This is a genomic window from Lysobacter sp. Soil_N_51 (assembly GCF_057655755.1).
Genome location: NZ_JBDGLR010000007.1, coordinates 302,668 through 320,345 on the forward strand (window position 1 = coordinate 302,668; position 17,678 = coordinate 320,345).

Sequence of the window (17,678 nt, forward strand, 5' to 3'; positions counted from 1 at the left end):
CATGCCGGGGTCTGGGCAGGACTTACCGCGTTTTCGCTTTCATTGCGTTGCCTTGGCCAGGGTGGACGGCGAAACCGAGCAATGACCCGGACCGGTGCTGCCTTCGTTGTACGCAGCGAGGATGCCGGCCAGATTGATCGCGGTATCGCGCGCAGGTCCCTTCGGCGCCGCGCTGCTGCGTCCGGTGAACCACGCGGTCGCCTGCGCGATCGCGCTGCTGACCTGCGACGGAGCACTCGCGCCCGCTTCCATATTCAACCGCGCCGCCATGTATTGGTGCGCCAGGATGAAGTAAGCGTTGCCGCCCTTCGGCGGAGTCCAGAACACCGCGTGCCACGTCTGGCCGGAACTGAAGAACAGCGTGTCTTCGCCGATCTTCGCCCAGGTCGCGTCGTAAGGCGCGGGGCCGTACTTGGAGTGCGTCTTCCAGTAGCCCTGGGTGTAGGTGCAGCCCGCGCTCGCGCACAGTTGCGGCACGCGCACGCTCAGCACCGCCTCGTCGCTCTTGTCGGCGCCGTTGTCGGTCGCCAGGGTGAGCAGGTTGGGCACCATGAACTGGCAGGTATTGCCCGCGCCGGTCTGGCTCGGAGGCAGCCACGAAGCGAGCACGTCGACACTGCGGACGATGCCTGGATCGGGGTCGACGTCGCCGGTCACGAACTGGGCGAAGCTGCCGCACAACAGCGGCTGCACCGTCCAGCCGAAGCCGGTGCCGAAGTTGAGCCCGGCGGTGCCGTTGAACAGATCGGTCAGCAGCACGCAGCGGTCGGTCTCCACGTTCGGCTCGCCGTAGGACAACGCGGCCTGATTGGAGGTGTAGGCCTGCAGTCCGCAATCGCTGGCGTTGCCGTTGGCGTCGTAGCACTGCTTCACGCGCTGGATGATCGCTTCGTTGTAGCCGTCCAGCTTGCCGCTCAACGCGGCCTGGTAGCTGCAATGCAGCGAGGTGGCGCCTTGCGCGTCGCAGGCCGGGGCGACCGATTGGGTCGTTCCGCCGGCGAAGTGCAGGGTGTCGCTGGGCGCGGACGGACTGAACAGCGGAGTCACGTCGGCCGGCCATCCGATCTGGATGTCGCCGGACACGGCGAAGCCGCTCTCCGATTCGATCGCGCGGGTCGCGGCGAGCCGGTACACGGTCTCGTAACTGCCGCCGGTGTTCAGGGTGACATCGACGTCGTCGCACAGGTAATTGCCCGCGTAATCGCCGCTGGCGATCGGATCGGGCAGGCAGCCCTGCATGGCGGTGACCTTGGCGTCAGCCGGCGAGACCACGATGTGCTTGTCCGGCGTCCAGCCGTAGTCGCGCTCGTAGCGGGTCTGCGCGGTCTTGGATATCGAGACCGTGCGGCACGCCACGTTGACGTTGGCCGAATCGCTGGCGCTGGCGTGGCTGTTCGCGCCGGTGCTCCAGGTGCCGGTGGCGGTGTTGCCGTGCGAGCCCTGATCGGCGCCGCACACGAACGGCTGCGCGCGCGGATAGGTCCACACGTACGGACCGTCGCCGAGTGTGAAGCTGTGGTCGATGGCGTTGGCCAGCATGGAGTCGTCGATGGCGAAGCTGTCGCCGTAGCTCTGCGCCGGATTGGCCGGGATCGAGAAGCCCGCCGAGGCCGCGAAGGTGTAGCTTTGCGCGCCGCCTTGCAGTTGCGCGGTGATGCCCGCGGCGTTGACGCCGCCGCTCGCGCTCGCCAGGAACGGATAGCTCAGGCTGCTCAGATCGAACGCGTAACTGCAGTTGAGGATGATCTTCTGCGCGTTAGGCGCCGGCTTGGCGCAATCCAGGGTATCGGTGTCGCCGCCCTGCGAGGTCCACTGCGCGATGAACTGATTCGGCGCGTTGCCGAACTGCAGGGTGTCGACCACCGCGGTGGCTTTCCAACCGAAATCGAACGGGTCCTTGACCGTGATCGTGCCGGCGATGCGATACAGCCCGCGGGTGAGCGGGGTGGCGGTCACGGTGTATTCGACCTGGTGGCTGTCGCCGTCGAACATGGTGATCTGTTCGGGCACTACGCGTTTGTCGATGCTCCAGTCGCTGTAGCGCTGCCAGCTCGCGTCGGCGGTCTTCTCGCCGGTGGGCTTGGGCACGAAGCAGAAGGCGACATGGCTGACGCCGGCGGGTTCGCCGCTGCCGTTGTCGGGCGAATACAGGTTGATGTCGCTGGACGACCCTGGAACGTAATGGAACACGTTGTAGGCATTGCCGCCTTTGACCACGATGTAGTCCATCGGCATGGTCGCGCTGAAGCCGATGTACTGGTTCTGCGAGGACGGCGTGTAGTTGAAGGTGATGCTCTGGCCGGCGACGCCCAGGTTGTAACTCTGGCCGTTGACCGGCGCGCCGCCGGTGCTATAGCCCAGGCCGCCCCAGGTGGCGACGCCGGGCAGGTCGTCGCAACTGGTGAAGTTGCCTGGATAGGTGGTCGGTTGTACCGAGGCCGCCCCGGCCGCGGAGCAGGCGAGCAGCAGCGCCGCTGCCAGCAGCGGTCGCCAACGTCGTTGAGTGGACATGTCAGAACTCCATGAGCGGGGCGTGGTCGCCCGTTCGATGCGCTCGGTAGCTCGGCCGTGCCGGCGTGGAGCCGGTACCCGGAGGCTTTGCGACGCCGGCTCTCGCCGGGTGTGCCTTTTTCGAGTCCTGGTGATTCAGCGTAGGTGCTTTTTTCCCCAATACGCGTGGTCGGCGGAGCCGTCATGGTCCATGCGGTGGTGAACACGGCATCCGACGGGGCGAATATACGCTCGGCCCGTGGGTTGTCGATGTTTCAAGAACGAAACAGTCGCGGACCCGGTAAACAGCCGGGTCGGGTGTTCGTGACCGGCGCGCTGAATCGTGAAATGTGAACCCGTTCACGCGGCTGACCCGCTATTAATGCAATTCAGCAAATGCCGCGATGCAGCATGTTTGTGACGGATTTGGCAAATAGAGTCATGCGGCGACCAGACCCGGTCGCCAGCCAATACCTCAAGGTACCAGCCAATGAAGTCATCGTTCCGTATCGCTTTGCTGTGTGGCGCGGTCGTGTCCGCGCTCGGTGTTTCGTCCACCGCTTTCGCCGGCGGCCGCCCCGATCTGGCGCTGGCCGGGCTCAAGGCCGGTCGCGCCCACCAGGCCGGCGAATTGCTGGTCAAGTACCGCGACGGCACCAGCGCCGTGCAGCAATCCTCGGCGCGCCAGGCCTTCGGCCTGCAGAAAATCGAAACCCTGCGCGGCGGCAATGGCAAGCGCGGCGAACTGGCGCTGATGCGGGTGCCGGCCGGCCGCGATCTGGCGGCGACGGTGTACGAACTCAGCAAGGATCCGAGCGTCGAATACGCCGAGCCGAACTGGCAGTACCAGCATCAGGCCGCGTCCAACGACACCTACTACACCAACGGTTCGCTGTGGGGCATGTACGGCTCGGGCTCGACCCCGGCCAATCAGTACGGCTCGCAGGCCGCGGTCGCCTGGGCCGGCGGCCACACCGACTGCAGCAACGTCGTGGTCGGGATCATCGACGAAGGCTACATGTACTCGCATCCGGATCTGGCCGCGAACGCGTGGACCAATCCCTACGATCCGGTCGACGGCGTCGACAACGACGGCAACGGCTACATCGACGACGTGCACGGCTGGGATTTCGAAGGCAACGACAATCAGGTCTTCGATGGGGCGGGCGACGATCACGGCACCCACGTCGCGGGCACCATCGCCGGCGCCGGCGGCAACGGCCAGGGCGTGGCCGGCGTGTGCTGGAGCGGGGTCAAGCTGATCAGCGGCAAGTTCCTCGGACGGCGCGGCGGCAGCACCGCCGACGCGGTCAAGGCGATCGACTACTTCAACGATCTCAAGTCGCGTCACGGCCTGAACATCGTCGCAACCAACAACTCCTGGGGCGGCGGTCCGTTCTCGCAGGCGTTGCAGGACGCGATCGGCCGCGCCAACACCGCCGGCATCCTGTTCGTGGTCGCCGCCGGCAACGCGGGCGTGAACTGCGAGACCTCGGACTGCTATCCGGCCGAGTATCCGAACCCGAACGTGCTTTCGGTCACCGCGCTGCGGTCCGACGGTTCGCAGATCTACAGCTACGGCTCGACCACCATCGACATCGGCGCGCCGGGCTACGGAATCTGGTCGACGGTGCCGGTGTCCTCGAAAGGTCAGGTCGTGCCGAGCTATGCCAGTTACAACGGCACCTCGATGGCGACGCCGCACGTCACCGGCGCGGTCGCGCTGTACGCGTCCTCGCATCCGGGCGCGACCGCGGCCGACATCAAGAGCGCGATTATGAGTTCGGCGATCGCGACCCCTTCGTTGAGCGGCAAGACCGTCAGCGGCGGCCGCCTCAACGCCGCCGGCTTCTGAGCGCAGGCAACGGACTGTTATCGAATTTCGAGGTGAACACGATGAAGAAACTCGTTTTGATGCCGACGATCGCGGGCGGCGTGCTGCTGGCCGGCGCGATCGCCTCGGTCACCGCGGCGCCGCCGGCCGACCGGGTCAGCCCGCTGCGCGTGGGCCTGATGGCCGTGGCCGATCCGGCCGGCGGTTTCCAGGGCCAGGTCGAAGTCACGGTGACCAACACCAGCCGCCACACCGCGCGCGTGCCCAAGTGGCAGCTGCCGTCGAATCTGGTCGAATCCAAGCTGTTCCAGATCAGCCGCGACGGCGCGACGGTGGCCTATCAAGGCCCGATGATCAAACGCGGCCTGCCGCAGGCCGAGGATTTCGTGATCCTGCGCGCCGGCGAAACCCTGCGCAGCGTCGTCGACTTGTCGAAGGCCTACGATTTCAGCCGCGGCGGCCAGTACGTCATCGCGATGGATTCGGCGCTGCAGTTCGCGTCCTTGTCCGACGGCAGCGCGTTGAACCAGAAGAACGGTTTGCCGCAGGTCGCCAAGAGCGCGCCGTTGAGCCTGTGGGTGGCGGGCAAGGGCGCCAACGTCGGCGTCCAGGGCAAGCCCGGCGGTGGCGGCGGTTCGGTCGTGGGCGGCGTGTCGTACAAGAGTTGCAGCGCGACCCAGATCGACAGCATCGGCAGCGCAGTCAACGCCGCGCGCGGCTACGCCGAAAACGCCAAGGGCTATCTCAACGCCGGCACGGTCGGCCCGCGTTACACGACCTGGTTCGGTTCCTACACCTCCTCGCGCTACGCCACCGCCAGCCAGCACTTCGTCGCCATCGACGCGGCGCTGGACCAGAGCAACGGCGAGATCACGGTCAACTGCGGTTGCAACCAGAAGTACTACGCCTACGTCTATCCGAACCAGCCGTACGAGATCTACGTCTGCAAGGCATTCTGGACCGCGCCGCTGACCGGCACCGACTCCAAGGCCGGCACCTTGATCCACGAGACCAGCCACTTCACCGCGGTGGCCGGCACCGACGATCACGTCTATGGCCAGTCCGGCGCCAAGAGCCTGGCCATCAGCGACCCGGCCAGCGCTTTGAACAACGCCGACAGTCACGAGTATTTCGCCGAGAACACGCCTTCGCAGAACTGAGCGAGTTGGTGGGAAGGCCCCGGGTGACCGGGGCCTTTTCGCATCGGCCTGCGCGCGGGCCAAGCGCAGGTACGGCGAGCGTCGCTGAGCCAAGCCTTCGGCGCCAAGCTCGCCCATCCGCGTTGGATAGGGCGCGGCGGCGGTTCCTGTCGATGCGCTACGACAATCTATGGGCGAGTAGGGCGCGCGGCATGGCGGTGATTGTTTTGGCGGATGAGTTATCGCCATTGTTGCTGCCAGCAGAAATCGGGTTGCAAGATCCTTCGGCGCCGCTGCGGACACAAAAAAGGCCGAAGTCCTGATTGGGAACTTCAGCCTGATCTGTTGAGATGGTGGAGGTGGGGGGAATCGAACCCCCGTCCGAAGGCACTCCATCCCCGGTACTACATGCTTAGCGCTCCGTTAGATCTCGTTCCCGAACAGCACGGTGCGCGAAGCGCATCCAGGAACCAGCCTGTTAGAGGTTAACCGGGCGCTGACAGGCAGCCGCTCCCGACGATTCCGTGATAATGACTCTACGCTGCGAGCACGGACACAAGCAGTTTCGAGGCTTACGCCTTAAGCGGCGAGAGCGTAGTTGTCGTCGTTGGCAACTAGAGTTTTGCAGCTGGATTAACGAGGAAAGCTACCCCCTCGGCATGCACCAGGCGATTTCGCGACCCCCGTCGAAGCCAGTGCACCCCCGGGGACAGCTGTTTCGCTGACAGGTTCAGTATAGGGCCTGGCGGCGCGTTCTCAAGCGCTGCGTGTGTTCGCCGCGGTGACCGATTCAGTCGGGACGATGCCGCGAGTGGCGCGCAAGGGCGTTCGCCGAGTGCGTCTGCCCGCGTGTCGCGCTTGCATCCGATGGCATGAGCGCGCGCGCGGCGCGTACTCGCCCGAAGCGTCGCCGGCTCCGCCGGCACGACGCGCGTGCAAACCCGAAAACCTCAGTTGCCGTCGAGCAGTTCGATCAGCGCGCGACGCTTCTTGCGCGACAGCTTGCGCATCAGGCCCATCAGCCGCAGTTCGTCGGGATCGCTGTATTTGGCCGCGTTTTCGCGCACCGACAGCGATTTGCCTTCGATCGTGCCGCGGCCGGTGGCCAGCCATTCGAAGCTCACGTGCTGCTGCACCGCGATCTGCAGCATGCGTTCGAGTTCCGGCAGCGCCAGGCCGACCAGCCATTTGCGAGCGGTCTCGCGGCTGACGTCGTAGTAGGCGGATAGGGCACCGGTGCGGGCTCGGCCTTTGGCGAATCCGGAGAAGTCGAGCGCCTGGTGCAGCCGATTGGCGAATTCTTGATGGGGAGCGTTGGTCATAGGTCTCGCCGGAGCATCCTGCAGGGCTGAAACGTGGGCGGCCGCTCGTCCCCGACCGTCTGCCGGGGCGAGGATAGCGCAACTCATTGTTGCGTACCCCCTTGCAAAAAGATCACTCTTTTTGCTGGTTGAAAAGAGCAATTTCGAATGGTATTTTTTTCGGGCATGGATGCCCGATGGAGAGGTTATGGATCGACCCAATCGATTGATAGGCAATACCCGGCCGGATGGTCGGACGAATCTGGGACCGGGTTCGCGTCCTGCAACATCGGCCGCAATCCGCGCCGCCGCCGAGACGGATTCGCCGAATGGCGGTGGTGGATCGGATCGATCCGGCCGCTCCGGGGCCTCGCCGCCGGGCGCCGGATCGAACCCCGATCCGCTGCTGCCGCGCCGGCCCAATCCGATCGAACGCTACATCGCCTGTTTCCCGACCGCGCGCGCGGCGGCCGAGGCGGCGGGCATCTCGACCGCGATGCTGCGGCGCATGCGCAGCCGCGGTTATGTGTCCACGCGCCAGCGCGCGTTGCTGATGGCCCAGGCTTGCCGCTTCAAGGTCAAGGCGGCCGAGTTGCTGGCATTGACCCGCGGTGGCTGGTGATGGCCGGGCTGGGCGCGGCGCTGGCGAACCTGTGGCCGGACCCCGACTCGCCGTGGCCGTATTTGCTGCTGGCCGCTTCGATGCTGGCGCTGGCGGTGCTGATGGCATGGGTCTTGTACTGCCTGCGGCCGCGCCCGAGCCGCGAAGCGATGGCGCGGCGCGCCGATCGCAACGGCATGGCCTTGCTGGCGCTGGCCGACGAGATGGACTGCTATCTGTACGAGCTGGCCCGACGCGGTTATCCGGTCCGGCAGCAACAGCATTGGCCGCGGCTGTGCCGGCGCCTGGCGATGGATCATCTGGAGTGCATCAACCGGCTGATGCTGGATGAGCTCGCGCGCGAGTCCGCGCCGCGCGATCCGCCCGCGTCGCCGTAGCCACGGCAATGAAGCGGCACTGTCGACGTGACTGGCACGACGCGCCTTGTATGCTGCGCCCATGACGACGAACGATCCGGGCGCACGCGCCGCGCCGCCGCACGACCCGGCAGCCTATTCCGACTTATCCGGGCTGACCCCGCGTCGCGGCTATCTGCTCGCCTTCATCGTGTTCATCGTCGCCCTGGTGCTGGTGCTGACCGCGTGGCGGATCGCGCGCGATCGCGAGCAGCGTTCGGCCCAGGCCGAGTTCGTCGCCCAGACCGTGCAGGTCACCGAGCTGATCCAGCAGCGCCTGGTCAACTACGAACTGGTCGCGCGCGGCGGCGTGTCGCTGTTCGCCTCGGTGCAGCGGCCGACCGCGGCGCAGTGGAAAGCCTATGTCGAGGGCATGAACCTGCAGCGCCGGTTTCCGGCGACCCTCGGCCTGGGTTTCACCGGCTACGTGCCGCAGCGCCTGCTGGTGCAGTTGCAGAACGAATGGCGCGATGCCGGCTACGGCCTGCTGACGGTGCGGCCGTCTGGTCAGCGCGAGATCTACGGGCCGATCCTGTACCTCGAGCCCAAGTCGTCGGCCAATGTCGAGGCGGTCGGCTACGACATGTTCTTCGATGCCACCCGGCACGCGGCGATGGAGGCGGCGCTGGAATCGGGCCAGGCGCGCTTGTCGGGCAAGATCGAGTTGCTGCAGGACAAGCACGAGGGCGTGAGCAGCACCGGCATGATCCTGGTGCTGCCGGTCTACCTCGGCGGTGGCCGTCCGCTCAGTCCGAGCCTGCGTCGCGCCGAGATGCAGGGCTGGGTGTACGTGCCGTTCCGGATGGAGAAGTTCGTCGAGACCTCGCTTGGCAAGGCGCAGCGCGACATGCGCTTTCGCATCTACGACGAAAGCGCCGGGCGCGACACCCTGCTGTTCCGCACGCCCGGTCCGCAACCCATCGAGCCGGCCGCGTTCGTGCACAAGGCGACGTTCGACGTGTACGGGCGCACCTGGCGGATCGAGTACGAATCGCCGCCGATCGAGGAGGCCGCGCCGCGCATGCAGGGCCTGCGCAATCTGTTCGCGCTGGGCATTTTCACCTCCTTGCTGTTGTACGGCATCGCCCTGGTGCTGGCGCATACCGAATCGCGCGCGCGCCAGATCGCCTCGCGCATGACCGAGGATTTCCGCCGCAGCGAAACCCGTTTCCGCAGCGCCATGCAGTATTCGGCGATCGGCAAGGCGCTGCTCGACAGCGAGGGCCGCATCGTCGACGCCAATCCGGCGTTGGCGGCGATCGTCGGCGTGGCCTTGCCGAGCCTGCTCGATCAGCGTTTCGACACCTTGTTGGAGGACGAGGACGGCGAGGCGCCGGCGCACGGTCGCGCCAGCAGCGACGAAGACGGCGTGCTGCGCGCGACCCGCCGATTGCGTCGCCAGCACGGCGTCGCGCGGCAGGTCCAGCTGACTTATTCGCCGGTGCCGGGCAAGGTCGGCCAGGACATCACCGGCCTGGTCCAGGTCGAGGACGTGACCGAGCGGCTGCGCGCGGAAGCGCGCGTGCATGCGCTCAACCGCACCCTGGAGGCGCGCGTCGCGTTGCGCACGCGCGAACTCAGCCAGGCCAATCAGGAACTGGAGGCGTTCGCCTACAGCGTCTCCCACGATCTGCGCGCGCCGCTGCGCGCGATCGACGGTTTCAGCCGAATTCTCGGCGAGAAGTACGCCGATCGTCTCGACGAATCGGGCAGTGGCTATCTGGCGCGGGTGCGCAAGGCCGCCGCGCGCATGGGCGACTTGATCGACGCGTTGTTGAAGATGTCGCGGGTGACCCGCAGCGAGCTCAAGCACGAGAGCGTCGACCTGAGCCGCGTCGCCAACGAGTTGATCGAGGAGTTGCGCATGGGCGATGCGCAACGCGAGGTCGAGGCGCGGATCGAACCGGGCCTGCAGGTGATCGGCGATGCGCCGTTGTTGAGGAATCTATTGGGCAACCTGCTCGGCAACGCGTGGAAGTTCACCCGCGATCGCAGCCCGGGGCTGATCGAGTTCGGCACCACCGAAGCGCCCGGCGGCGGCCGCGAATTCTTCGTGCGCGACAACGGCACCGGCTTTCCTCAGGCGTATGTCGACAAGTTGTTCCGGCCATTCCAGCGACTGCACAGCGTCGAGGATTACGCCGGGCACGGCATCGGCCTGGCCTCGGTCAAGCGCATCGTCGAACGCCATGGCGGGACGATCCGCGCCGAGGGTCGCGAAGGCGAGGGGGCGACGTTCTATTTCACGCTGCCGCGTGAGGGTGGGCATGCTTGAGGGGGCATGCGTGAGAGGCATTTATGAGTCGGGCAGCGCGAGGTCAGTGGGGTAGGGCGAGTTGAGGCGAGGTGTGACCGGCTTGCTCGTCATCCCCGCGAAGGCGGGGATCCAGAGACTTCAGCGTCACCCTTCCAGATCGTCATCCCCGCGAACGCGGGAATCCAGCGACTTCAGCGCCATCCTTCCAGAACGTCATTCCCGCGAAGGCGGGGATCCAGAGACTTCAGCGCCATCCTTCCAAAACGTCATTCCCGCGAAGGCGGGGATCCAGCGACTTCAGCGCCATCCTTCCAGAACGTCATTCCCGCGAACGCGGGAATCCAGCGACTTCAGGCGTTCTCGCACGAAAGGCACTGGATGTTCGGCTACGCCGAAGTAAAGCGGAGCCCGCGTTCGCGGGAATGACGGTAGGGGAGATGCGTTGTGGCCGGTAGCGGTGTTGCTTCGGATGGCCTGATCTAGCCTTCCCGATTCCCGATTCCCGATTCCCGATTCCCGATTCCCGAATCCCGATTCCCGAATCCCGATTCCCGAATCCCGAATCCCGAATCCCGAATCCCGAATCCCGAACCAATCAAGCGTTGCGATTATGCCGCCGCATCACCTGCTGCTTCTGCCGCGCCCAATCGCGATCCTTGCTGGCTTCGCGCTTGTCGTGGTCCTGCTTGCCCTTCGCCAGCGCGATCTCGACCTTGACCTTGTTGCCTTTCCAGTACAGCGCGGTCGGCACCAGGGTGTAGCCGTCGCGCTGCACGCGGCCGATCAGGTTGTCGATCTCGCGTTTGTGCAGCAGCAGCTTGCGGCTGCGGCGTTCCTCGGCGACGACGTGGGTCGAGGCCGAGATCAGCGGGGTCATCTGCGAGCCGATCAGGAAGATTTCGCCACGCAGCACGACCGCGTAGCTTTCGGTGATGTTCGCGCGTCCGGCGCGGATGGACTTGAGCTCCCAGCCCTGCAGGGCCAGGCCGGCCTCGAAGCGTTCTTCGAGGTGGTACTCGTGGCGGGCGCGCTTGTGCAGCGCGATGGTGCCGCCGGCGGCGCCCTTTCCTTTATCCTTGCCGGCCTTGTTGTTCGTATTTTTAGCCATGAGTGATTGTCCACGATCCGAAGGCGGTTTGAGTAGCCACCCGGGACTATTGCTCGAATGCGATGCCCGATCCGAAGCTGAAACGCGAAAAACCCCAGGCTCGGACCTGCCGGAACTCCCGCGCGACACGCCGCGACCCTTGGCTTGAATTCCCCACCGCGGCCCCAATTGCGATAGCCACATGCCTACGATCCGCCGTTCCGCCCTGGTCGAACACTCCGCCGCGCGCATGTTCGCGCTGGTCAACGATGTCGCCGCGTATCCGCGCCGCTTCGACTGGTGCGAGCAGGCGCAGGTGCTGGAGGCCGACGAGGCCCACATGGTCGCGCGTCTGGACCTGGGCCTGGGCGCGCTGCGGACCTGGTTCACCACCCACAACACTTTGTCGCCGCCGCACCATATCGAGCTGAAACTGGTCGACGGGCCGTTCCGCAAGCTCGGCGGGCGCTGGGAATTCCATGCGCTCGACGAGTCGGCCTGCAAGGTCACCCTGACCCTGGAATTCGAACCGGCGATCAAGCTGCTCGGGCCGGCGATGGCGGTGGGGTTCCAGAGCCTGGCCGACCGCATGGTCGACGACTTCGTCCGCGTCGCCGATCGCGGCGCGGAACCGGCGGTGCCGACCGCGACCCCGGCCGACGGCACGGCGTCGGCGTGAAAGTCGAGGTCGTCCGCGCCTGGCCGCAACGGTTCGAAGCGCTGACGCTGGAACTGGCCGAGGGCGCGGTGCTGGGCGACGCGATCGCCGCGGCGGGCTGGCAGGACGACGCGCAGATCAGCGGTTACGCGGTGTTCGGTGTCAAAGCCGTCGCCGACACGCCGTTGCGCGACGGCGACCGGGTCGAGTTGCTGCGGCCGTTGCAGGTCGATCCCAAGGACGCACGCAGGCGTCGCGCGGCCGATCGGCCGCTGAAGAAATAGGCAGGGCTGCGAACAACCATGGCGACGCGGCCGAACGGACACGCCGTTCGCCGTGCGTGCGTGCGTTCGGACGCGATCGCTGAATCGATGAGTGAACCGGATCAGGGCGCGGCAGGCCGCCGCGCCGCCAGGATCAGCGCCGGCGGCGCTTGTCCTTTTCCTTGTCGCGGGCCAGATTACGGCCGAACTGCTTGACCGAGGCCTTGGCGATCTGTTCGTCCTGCTCGGGGAAGTAGTCGCCTTCCCACTTGGTCAGGGCGTCGTTTTCGAACCACAGGGTCAGGTTCTTGCGCTGGGTGGTGCCGAGGCGGTCGACGCGCTGGGTCGAGGTGTAGTCCCAGCGGTTTTGATGGAACGGGTCTTCGATCGACGGCGTGCCGATCAGCACCTGCACCTGCTGCTTGCTCATGCCGGTCTGGAGCTGGTCGACGGCGGTCTTCTCGAGCAGATTGCCCTGGTAGATCGGCTGCTTGTAGATGATGCCGCAGCCGGCGGTGAGCAGGGAGATCGAGAGAACGAGCAGGAGCTTACGCATCGTATGAGGGTCTGCGGCAGTCGAAGGCAACGGGGCCGATGATACACTGAAGCCAGACCCCACCAAGGGCGGATCGCCGCGTCGGCCACCCCCGCGCGTTCATCCGCCATTCCGGCCCGCCCGCTCCGTCCGCCCAGTGCGCAGCCCTCGCGGCGACGGCCAGCCGGTCAACACCTCCGGTCCGGCCCGCGCCGGGCCGCACAGATCAAGGGAAGTACCCATGGAATCGCAGGACCTGCGCAACGTCGGACTCAAGGTCACCCATCCGCGCATGCGGATTCTGGAACTGCTCGAGCAGGCCAAGCCGCGGCACATGACCGCCGAGGACATCTACCGGATGCTGCTGGAAAAAGGCGAGGACATCGGCCTGGCCACGGTGTACCGCGTGCTGACCCAGTTCGAGTCGGCCGGCCTGGTGCTCAAGCACAACTTCGAGGCCGGCCAGTCGGTGTACGAGCTCGATCGCGGCCATCACCACGATCACATGGTCGATATCGAAAGCGGCAAGATCATCGAGTTCGAAAGCGCGGAAATCGAGGAATTGCAGAGCAAGATCGCGGCCAAGCATGGTTACGAGATCGAGGAGCATTCGTTGGTGCTGTATGTGCGCAAGAAGCGGTGAGAGCCGGGATTTTTTGATTCGGGATTCGGGATTCGGGATTGGTAAAACCGGGAATTCGCGAGTTGGGTTTCGGGCTGGGTGCACGCCGGGGGTCGAGATTCGGGATTGGTCAGAAGCCGGAGCGGATCGCGGGTGCTGGTGGTTTGCTGTTGCCGTGATTTAAATCGGAATGCACGAAGGCCCGCCAATGGCGGGCCTTTGCTTTTGTGGGGCGCGTGGGGTGGGGCGCTGCGATTGCGCGGGGCATGAGACGCGAATCGGAATCTGATTCGCCGTCGTTGATTCGACTTCAGTGCGATCCAGCCGGCCTGTCATCCCCGTGAAGGCGGGGATCCAGAGGCTTCAGCGGCATCCCGCCAGAACGTCATTCCCGCGAAGGCGGGAATCCAGGGGCTTCAGCGTCATCCCACCAGGACGTCATTCCCGCGAAGGCGGGAATCCAGAGGCTTCAGCGTCATCCCACCAGAACGTCATTCCCGCGGAAGCGGGAATCCAGGGACTTCAGCATCATCCAACCAGAACGTCATTCCCGCGAAGGCGGGAATCCAGAGGCTTCAGCGTCATCCCACCAGAACGTCATTCCCGCGAAAGCGGGAATCCAGTGACTTCAGGCGTTCTCGCACGAAAGGCACTGGATGTTCGGCTGCGCCGAAGTAAAGCAGAGCCCGCCTTCGCGGGAATGACGGTAGGAAGGAGCGAGGCGGTTGGGGTGTGGCGTTGCTTCGGGTGTCTTGCGGAGCAAGTGCCCGTGGATGTGGATGCTTAGGCGACTGAGGCGCTAGAGCCGCTGGAGTTGCGTAGCAGAAGAGGAACAGCAGAAGAGGAAGAGCGGCGGCAAGAGCAGCAGCGGAGGAGCAGTAGCAAAGGAAGAGCCGCAGGGGAAGAGAACTATCAGACGAAGATCAGCAAGGCCAGGCCGCTACGCTCTAACCGATTCCCGATTCCCGATTCCCGATTCCCGATTCCCGGGCCGTTCCCCAATCCCGAATCCCGAATCCCCAATCCCGGCTCTCAACCAACATCCGCCAGCAACCGCTTGGCCGCCGCGCGCACTTCCTTGGTCAATTCAACGCCACCCAGCATGCGCGCCAGTTCCTCTTCGCGCTGCTTGGCCGCGAGCACCTGCACGGCGCTCTGGGTGACGCCTTCGCTGGCGGCCTTGCTGACCCGGTAGTGGGCGTGGCCCTGGGCCGCGACCTGGGCCAGGTGGGTCACGCACAGCACTTGGCGGCTGGCGCCGAGGGCGCGCAGTTTCTGGCCGACGATCTCGGCCACCGCGCCGCCGATGCCCGAATCGACTTCGTCGAACACCATGGTCGGTACCGCGTCCATGCCGAACGCGGCCACTTCGATCGCCAGCGAGATGCGCGACAACTCGCCGCCCGAGGCGACCTTGCGCAGCGCGCGCGCGGGCTGGCCGGGGTTGGCCGCGACCAGAAACTCGATGCGTTCGCCGCCGTTGGGATCGGGCCGGTCTTCTTCGAGCGATTCGATCGCGACGTCGAAACGGCCGCCGCCCATGCCCAGTTCGCCGATCAGTTCGGTGGTCTTGGACGACAGCGACTTGGCCGCGTCGCGGCGGGCCTTGCCGAGCACGTCGGCGGCCTTGCGCCAGCCTTTGCGCGCGGCCTCGATTTCCAGGTCGAGCGATTCCAGCCGCACGCCCGCGCCGCGCAGCATCTCCAGTTCGGCGGCGATGCCGTCGCGGGTCGCGGCGAGTTGTTCGGGGGCGATGCGGTGCTTGCGCGCCAGTTCGTGCAGGCGGCCGATCCGGCTTTCGATCTGTTCGAACGCGGACGGGTCCAGGTCGAGGTCGTCGCGGACCCGGTCGAGCAGGGTCATGGCTTCGTCGATCTGGATCGCGGCGTTGTCGAGCATGGCGTCGACTTCGCCCAGGCGTGGTTCGTGTTCGGTCACGCGCTGCAGTTCGCCGCGCACTTGCTGCAGGGTGCGGGTCAGCGAGGGGCCTTCGTCGCCGCCGATGCGCGCGAACGCGGCTTCGCAGGCGGCGATCAGGCCGGCGGCGTGGGCGTGACGACGATGGTCGGCGGTGAGCTTGAGCAGCGCCTCTGGGTCGAGCGCTTCGCGTTCGAGTTCGCGGTGCTGGTGTTCGAGCCAGCCGATCCGGTCGGAGACGTCGCCTTGCGCCATCAGCGTGTCGCGCTCGCGCAGCAGCGCGCTCCAGGCGCGCGCGGCGGTCTCGACCGCGCCGCGCGCGGCATCGGTGCGGCCGTAGGCATCGAGCAGGGTCAGCTGGCTGGCCTTGGCCATCAGCGCCTGGTGCTCGTGCTGGCCGTGGATTTCGACGAGGCGCCCGGCCAGTTCGCCGAGCTGGCTCAGGGTGACGGGCCGACCGTTGACCCACGCGCGCGACCCGCCATCGGCGCGGATCACCCGGCGGATCTGGCAGACCGGCGCATCGCCGTCGCCGGTTTCGTCGAGTTCGTTATCGCGCAGCCAGTCGGCGGCTTGCGGGGCGTCGTCGAGGGTGAAGTCGGCGACCAGTTCGGCGCGGTCGGCGCCGTGACGGACCACGCCGCTGTCGGCGCGCAGGCCCGACAACAGACCCAGGGCGTCGACCAGCAGCGACTTGCCGGCGCCGGTTTCGCCGGAGATCACGGTGAGGCCGGGTCCGAAACTGAGTTCGGCGGCGCTGACGACGGCGAATTGCTTGAGCGAGAGGTGGGCGAGCATGCGGCGGCGATTGTGCCTTGAGCGAGCGGGGCTGGGAATGGGAGCGGCGGCGGGGGCGAGCGTAGGGGCGGGGTGGATCATGGGGTGAGATTGAGGCGGAGGGTGGGCTGGCTTGGGTTTGCTGGTCGGTCCTAGTTGTTTTGCCAGTCGAGGCCTCGTTGGTTTTTGCTGGACGGGCCGGGTTGCTTTTGCTCGTCATTCCCGCGAAGGCGGGCCCCGCTTCATTTCGGCGAAGCCGAACATCCAGGGTTTCACCGAAGCATGACTCTGAAGTCTCTGGATTCCCGCCTTCGCGGGAATGACGAGCACGAAGAGACGTGGCGCCCGACAGATTGGCAACCAATCGCGTCATCCTTCTTACGACCCACGACCCACGACCCACGACCCACGACCCACGATTCCCAATCCCCAATCCCCAATCCCCAATCCCGAATCCCGAATCCCGAATCCCGGCCCCCAACCAACCCTTGCACCTTCCCCCACCGGCGCTTATATCCACACCCATGAACCGCCGCTCCGATCCCAGCCTCGACCCGCGCGCGCGCCAATTGCTGCGCACGCTGATCGGCCGCTACATCCATAGCGGCGAGCCGGTCGGGTCGCAGACCCTGGCCAAGCACGCCGGGCTGGACGTCAGCGCGGCGACCATCCGCAACATCCTCGGCGACCTGGAAGACGCCGGCCTGCTCAGCGCGCCGCATGCCTCGGCCGGACGCATCCCGACCTCGCAGGGCTACCGTCTGTTCGTCGACTCGCTGCTGCAGGTGCGGCCGCTGCCGGAAGGCGATCTCGCGCGCCTGCGCAGCGAGCTGCCGTCGGGCACCGGCACCCAGGCCCTGCTCGGCAGCGCTTCCGAATTGCTGTCGGCGATGACCCATTTCGTCGGCGTGGTCAGCGTGCCCAAGCGCGAGCAGTTCGCGTTCCGGCGCATCGATTTCGTGCCGCTGGACGCGCAGCGGGTGCTGGCGATCCTGGTGTTCGCCGATCAGGACGTGCAGAACCGCATCATCCAGACCCGCCGGCCGTACGAAGCCGGCGAGTTGGAGCGGGTCGGCAACTACCTCAACGCGCATTTCGCCGGCCGGCCGGTCTCGGAGATCCGCGATGTGCTGCTGCTGGAACTGCGCAATGCCCAGTCCGAGATGCAGACGCTGCTGGCGCAGTCGGTTGAGCTGGCCGAGCAAGTGCTGATCCCGGACAACGACGACATGGTCCTGGCCGGGCAGACCCGGCTGATGGGCGTGCAGGAACTGGCCGACCTGGACCGGCTGCGCGAGCTGTTCGAAGCCTTCGCGCGCAAGCGCGAGATCCTGCAATTGCTCGAACGCACCGTGCGCGCGCCCGGCGTGCGCATCTTCATCGGCGAGGAAACCGGGCTGGCGCCGCTGGAAGGCGTGTCGCTGGTGACCGCGCCGTACACCTCCGGCGGCCGCGTACTCGGCGTGCTCGGGGTGATCGGGCCGACCCGGATGGCCTACGACCGGGTGATCCCGGTGGTGCAGGCGGCGGCCGATGCGCTGGGCAATGCGTTCGGGGCGCCCGAAGCCGAGTAAGAACCATCGCCGCGTTTGCAGGTCGGCCCGCTGTAGGAGCGGCGCAAGCCGCGACCGCGAATCCCGTCTTCCCGCGCAGGTCCCGCCTTCCCGCGCAGGATGGGTTAGGCCGGGTAACCGTTACGGCAAGCCGGGCTGGCGCCGGGGTTTGTCGTGGCGCGGTCGCGGCTTGCGCCGCTCCTACAGGAGCGGCCCATGATCGAAGCA

General features: G+C 66.3%; 14 protein-coding genes, 1 other RNA gene and 1 riboswitch. Of the genes, 9 read left to right on the forward strand and 6 right to left on the reverse strand.

All coding sequences use genetic code 11. The features are described 5' to 3' along the window. Positions 1 to 39: 39 nt before the first annotated feature. Positions 40 to 2,511: a hypothetical protein gene (locus tag AC3A4T_RS15600; RefSeq protein WP_487676189.1), complete on the reverse strand. Its 2,472-nt coding sequence runs from the start codon at positions 2,509 to 2,511 to the stop codon at positions 40 to 42. A gap of 42 nt (positions 2,512 to 2,553) precedes the next feature. Then, positions 2,554 to 2,637: riboswitch (cyclic di-GMP riboswitch) on the reverse strand. A 343-nt stretch (positions 2,638 to 2,980) separates the two neighbouring features. Between AC3A4T_RS15600 and AC3A4T_RS15605 the strand changes: the two genes are divergently transcribed. After that, positions 2,981 to 4,345, forward strand: a complete 1,365-nt coding sequence (locus tag AC3A4T_RS15605) for a S8 family peptidase (protein ID WP_487676190.1) — start codon at positions 2,981 to 2,983, stop codon at positions 4,343 to 4,345. 41 nt (positions 4,346 to 4,386) lie between these two features. Further along, the gene (locus AC3A4T_RS15610) at positions 4,387 to 5,484 is read left to right on the forward strand and encodes a M35 family metalloendopeptidase (protein ID WP_487676191.1); all 1,098 of its coding nucleotides are present in this window, start codon (positions 4,387 to 4,389) and stop codon (positions 5,482 to 5,484) included. A 330-nt stretch (positions 5,485 to 5,814) separates the two neighbouring features. On the opposite strand, the gene ssrA is transcribed toward AC3A4T_RS15610, so the two are convergent. Further along, positions 5,815 to 6,168, reverse strand: a transfer-messenger RNA (tmRNA) gene (gene ssrA, locus AC3A4T_RS15615). 245 nt (positions 6,169 to 6,413) lie between these two features. Beyond that, positions 6,414 to 6,785 (reverse strand): helix-turn-helix domain-containing protein, encoded by a 372-nt coding sequence (locus tag AC3A4T_RS15620; RefSeq protein ID WP_031373591.1) that lies wholly within the window; start codon positions 6,783 to 6,785, stop codon positions 6,414 to 6,416. 187 nt (positions 6,786 to 6,972) lie between these two features. Here AC3A4T_RS15620 and AC3A4T_RS15625 point away from each other — a divergent pair, with 187 nt between their 5' ends. From AC3A4T_RS15625 to AC3A4T_RS15635, 3 genes are all read left to right on the forward strand, one after another. Continuing rightward, positions 6,973 to 7,386, forward strand: coding sequence for a hypothetical protein (locus AC3A4T_RS15625; protein ID WP_487676192.1), 414 nt, complete (start codon positions 6,973 to 6,975; stop codon positions 7,384 to 7,386). Next, complete coding sequence (locus AC3A4T_RS15630) at positions 7,386 to 7,763, forward strand: hypothetical protein (protein WP_487676193.1); 378 nt, start codon at positions 7,386 to 7,388, stop codon at positions 7,761 to 7,763. Before AC3A4T_RS15625 ends, AC3A4T_RS15630 begins: the two co-directional genes overlap by 1 nt. Positions 7,764 to 7,824: 61 nt before the next feature. Further along, positions 7,825 to 10,056: a CHASE domain-containing protein gene (locus AC3A4T_RS15635; protein WP_487676194.1), complete on the forward strand. Its 2,232-nt coding sequence runs from the start codon at positions 7,825 to 7,827 to the stop codon at positions 10,054 to 10,056. Between the two features lie 577 nt (positions 10,057 to 10,633). On the opposite strand, the gene smpB is transcribed toward AC3A4T_RS15635, so the two are convergent. Beyond that, positions 10,634 to 11,146 (reverse strand): SsrA-binding protein SmpB, encoded by a 513-nt coding sequence (gene smpB / locus AC3A4T_RS15640; protein ID WP_036102986.1) that lies wholly within the window; start codon positions 11,144 to 11,146, stop codon positions 10,634 to 10,636. 181 nt (positions 11,147 to 11,327) lie between these two features. On the opposite strand from smpB, the gene AC3A4T_RS15645 reads away from it, so the two are divergent. Further along, entirely contained in the window at positions 11,328 to 11,804 is a 477-nt protein-coding gene (locus tag AC3A4T_RS15645) for a type II toxin-antitoxin system RatA family toxin (RefSeq protein ID WP_487676195.1), read from the forward strand. Next, positions 11,801 to 12,067 carry an RnfH family protein gene (locus AC3A4T_RS15650; protein ID WP_487676196.1) on the forward strand — a complete coding sequence of 89 codons (267 nt, stop codon included), beginning with the start codon at positions 11,801 to 11,803 and terminating at the stop codon, positions 12,065 to 12,067. The genes AC3A4T_RS15645 and AC3A4T_RS15650 overlap by 4 nt, the downstream gene beginning before the upstream one ends. A gap of 133 nt (positions 12,068 to 12,200) precedes the next feature. On the opposite strand, the gene AC3A4T_RS15655 is transcribed toward AC3A4T_RS15650, so the two are convergent. Continuing rightward, positions 12,201 to 12,602, reverse strand: coding sequence for an outer membrane protein assembly factor BamE (locus AC3A4T_RS15655; RefSeq protein ID WP_046656499.1), 402 nt, complete (start codon positions 12,600 to 12,602; stop codon positions 12,201 to 12,203). Positions 12,603 to 12,822: 220 nt separating this feature from the next. On the opposite strand from AC3A4T_RS15655, the gene fur reads away from it, so the two are divergent. After that, positions 12,823 to 13,224: a ferric iron uptake transcriptional regulator gene (gene fur, locus AC3A4T_RS15660; protein ID WP_056114872.1), complete on the forward strand. Its 402-nt coding sequence runs from the start codon at positions 12,823 to 12,825 to the stop codon at positions 13,222 to 13,224. A gap of 1,011 nt (positions 13,225 to 14,235) precedes the next feature. Here fur and recN read toward each other — a convergent pair. Beyond that, positions 14,236 to 15,918, reverse strand: coding sequence for a DNA repair protein RecN (gene recN / locus AC3A4T_RS15665; RefSeq protein ID WP_487676197.1), 1,683 nt, complete (start codon positions 15,916 to 15,918; stop codon positions 14,236 to 14,238). Between the two features lie 503 nt (positions 15,919 to 16,421). Here recN and hrcA point away from each other — a divergent pair. After that, a complete protein-coding gene (gene hrcA / locus AC3A4T_RS15670) occupies positions 16,422 to 17,471 on the forward strand; it encodes a heat-inducible transcriptional repressor HrcA (protein ID WP_487676198.1) in 1,050 nt (349 codons plus the stop codon). The last annotated feature ends 207 nt before the right edge of the window (positions 17,472 to 17,678 follow it).

Bases quoted from the DNA above. Each gene is read 5' to 3' on its own strand.
- AC3A4T_RS15600 (WP_487676189.1), bottom strand. From the start codon at position 2,511: ATGTCCACTCAACGACGTTGGCGACCGCTGCTGGCAGCGGCGCTGCTG.
- AC3A4T_RS15605 (WP_487676190.1), top strand. From the start codon at position 2,981: ATGAAGTCATCGTTCCGTATCGCTTTGCTGTGTGGCGCGGTCGTGTCC.
- AC3A4T_RS15610 (WP_487676191.1), top strand. From the start codon at position 4,387: ATGAAGAAACTCGTTTTGATGCCGACGATCGCGGGCGGCGTGCTGCTG.
- AC3A4T_RS15620 (WP_031373591.1), bottom strand. From the start codon at position 6,785: ATGACCAACGCTCCCCATCAAGAATTCGCCAATCGGCTGCACCAGGCG.
- AC3A4T_RS15625 (WP_487676192.1), top strand. From the start codon at position 6,973: ATGGATCGACCCAATCGATTGATAGGCAATACCCGGCCGGATGGTCGG.
- AC3A4T_RS15630 (WP_487676193.1), top strand. From the start codon at position 7,386: ATGGCCGGGCTGGGCGCGGCGCTGGCGAACCTGTGGCCGGACCCCGAC.
- AC3A4T_RS15635 (WP_487676194.1), top strand. From the start codon at position 7,825: ATGACGACGAACGATCCGGGCGCACGCGCCGCGCCGCCGCACGACCCG.
- smpB (WP_036102986.1), bottom strand. From the start codon at position 11,146: ATGGCTAAAAATACGAACAACAAGGCCGGCAAGGATAAAGGAAAGGGC.
- AC3A4T_RS15645 (WP_487676195.1), top strand. From the start codon at position 11,328: ATGCCTACGATCCGCCGTTCCGCCCTGGTCGAACACTCCGCCGCGCGC.
- AC3A4T_RS15655 (WP_046656499.1), bottom strand. From the start codon at position 12,602: ATGCGTAAGCTCCTGCTCGTTCTCTCGATCTCCCTGCTCACCGCCGGC.
- fur (WP_056114872.1), top strand. From the start codon at position 12,823: ATGGAATCGCAGGACCTGCGCAACGTCGGACTCAAGGTCACCCATCCG.
- recN (WP_487676197.1), bottom strand. From the start codon at position 15,918: ATGCTCGCCCACCTCTCGCTCAAGCAATTCGCCGTCGTCAGCGCCGCC.
- hrcA (WP_487676198.1), top strand. From the start codon at position 16,422: ATGAACCGCCGCTCCGATCCCAGCCTCGACCCGCGCGCGCGCCAATTG.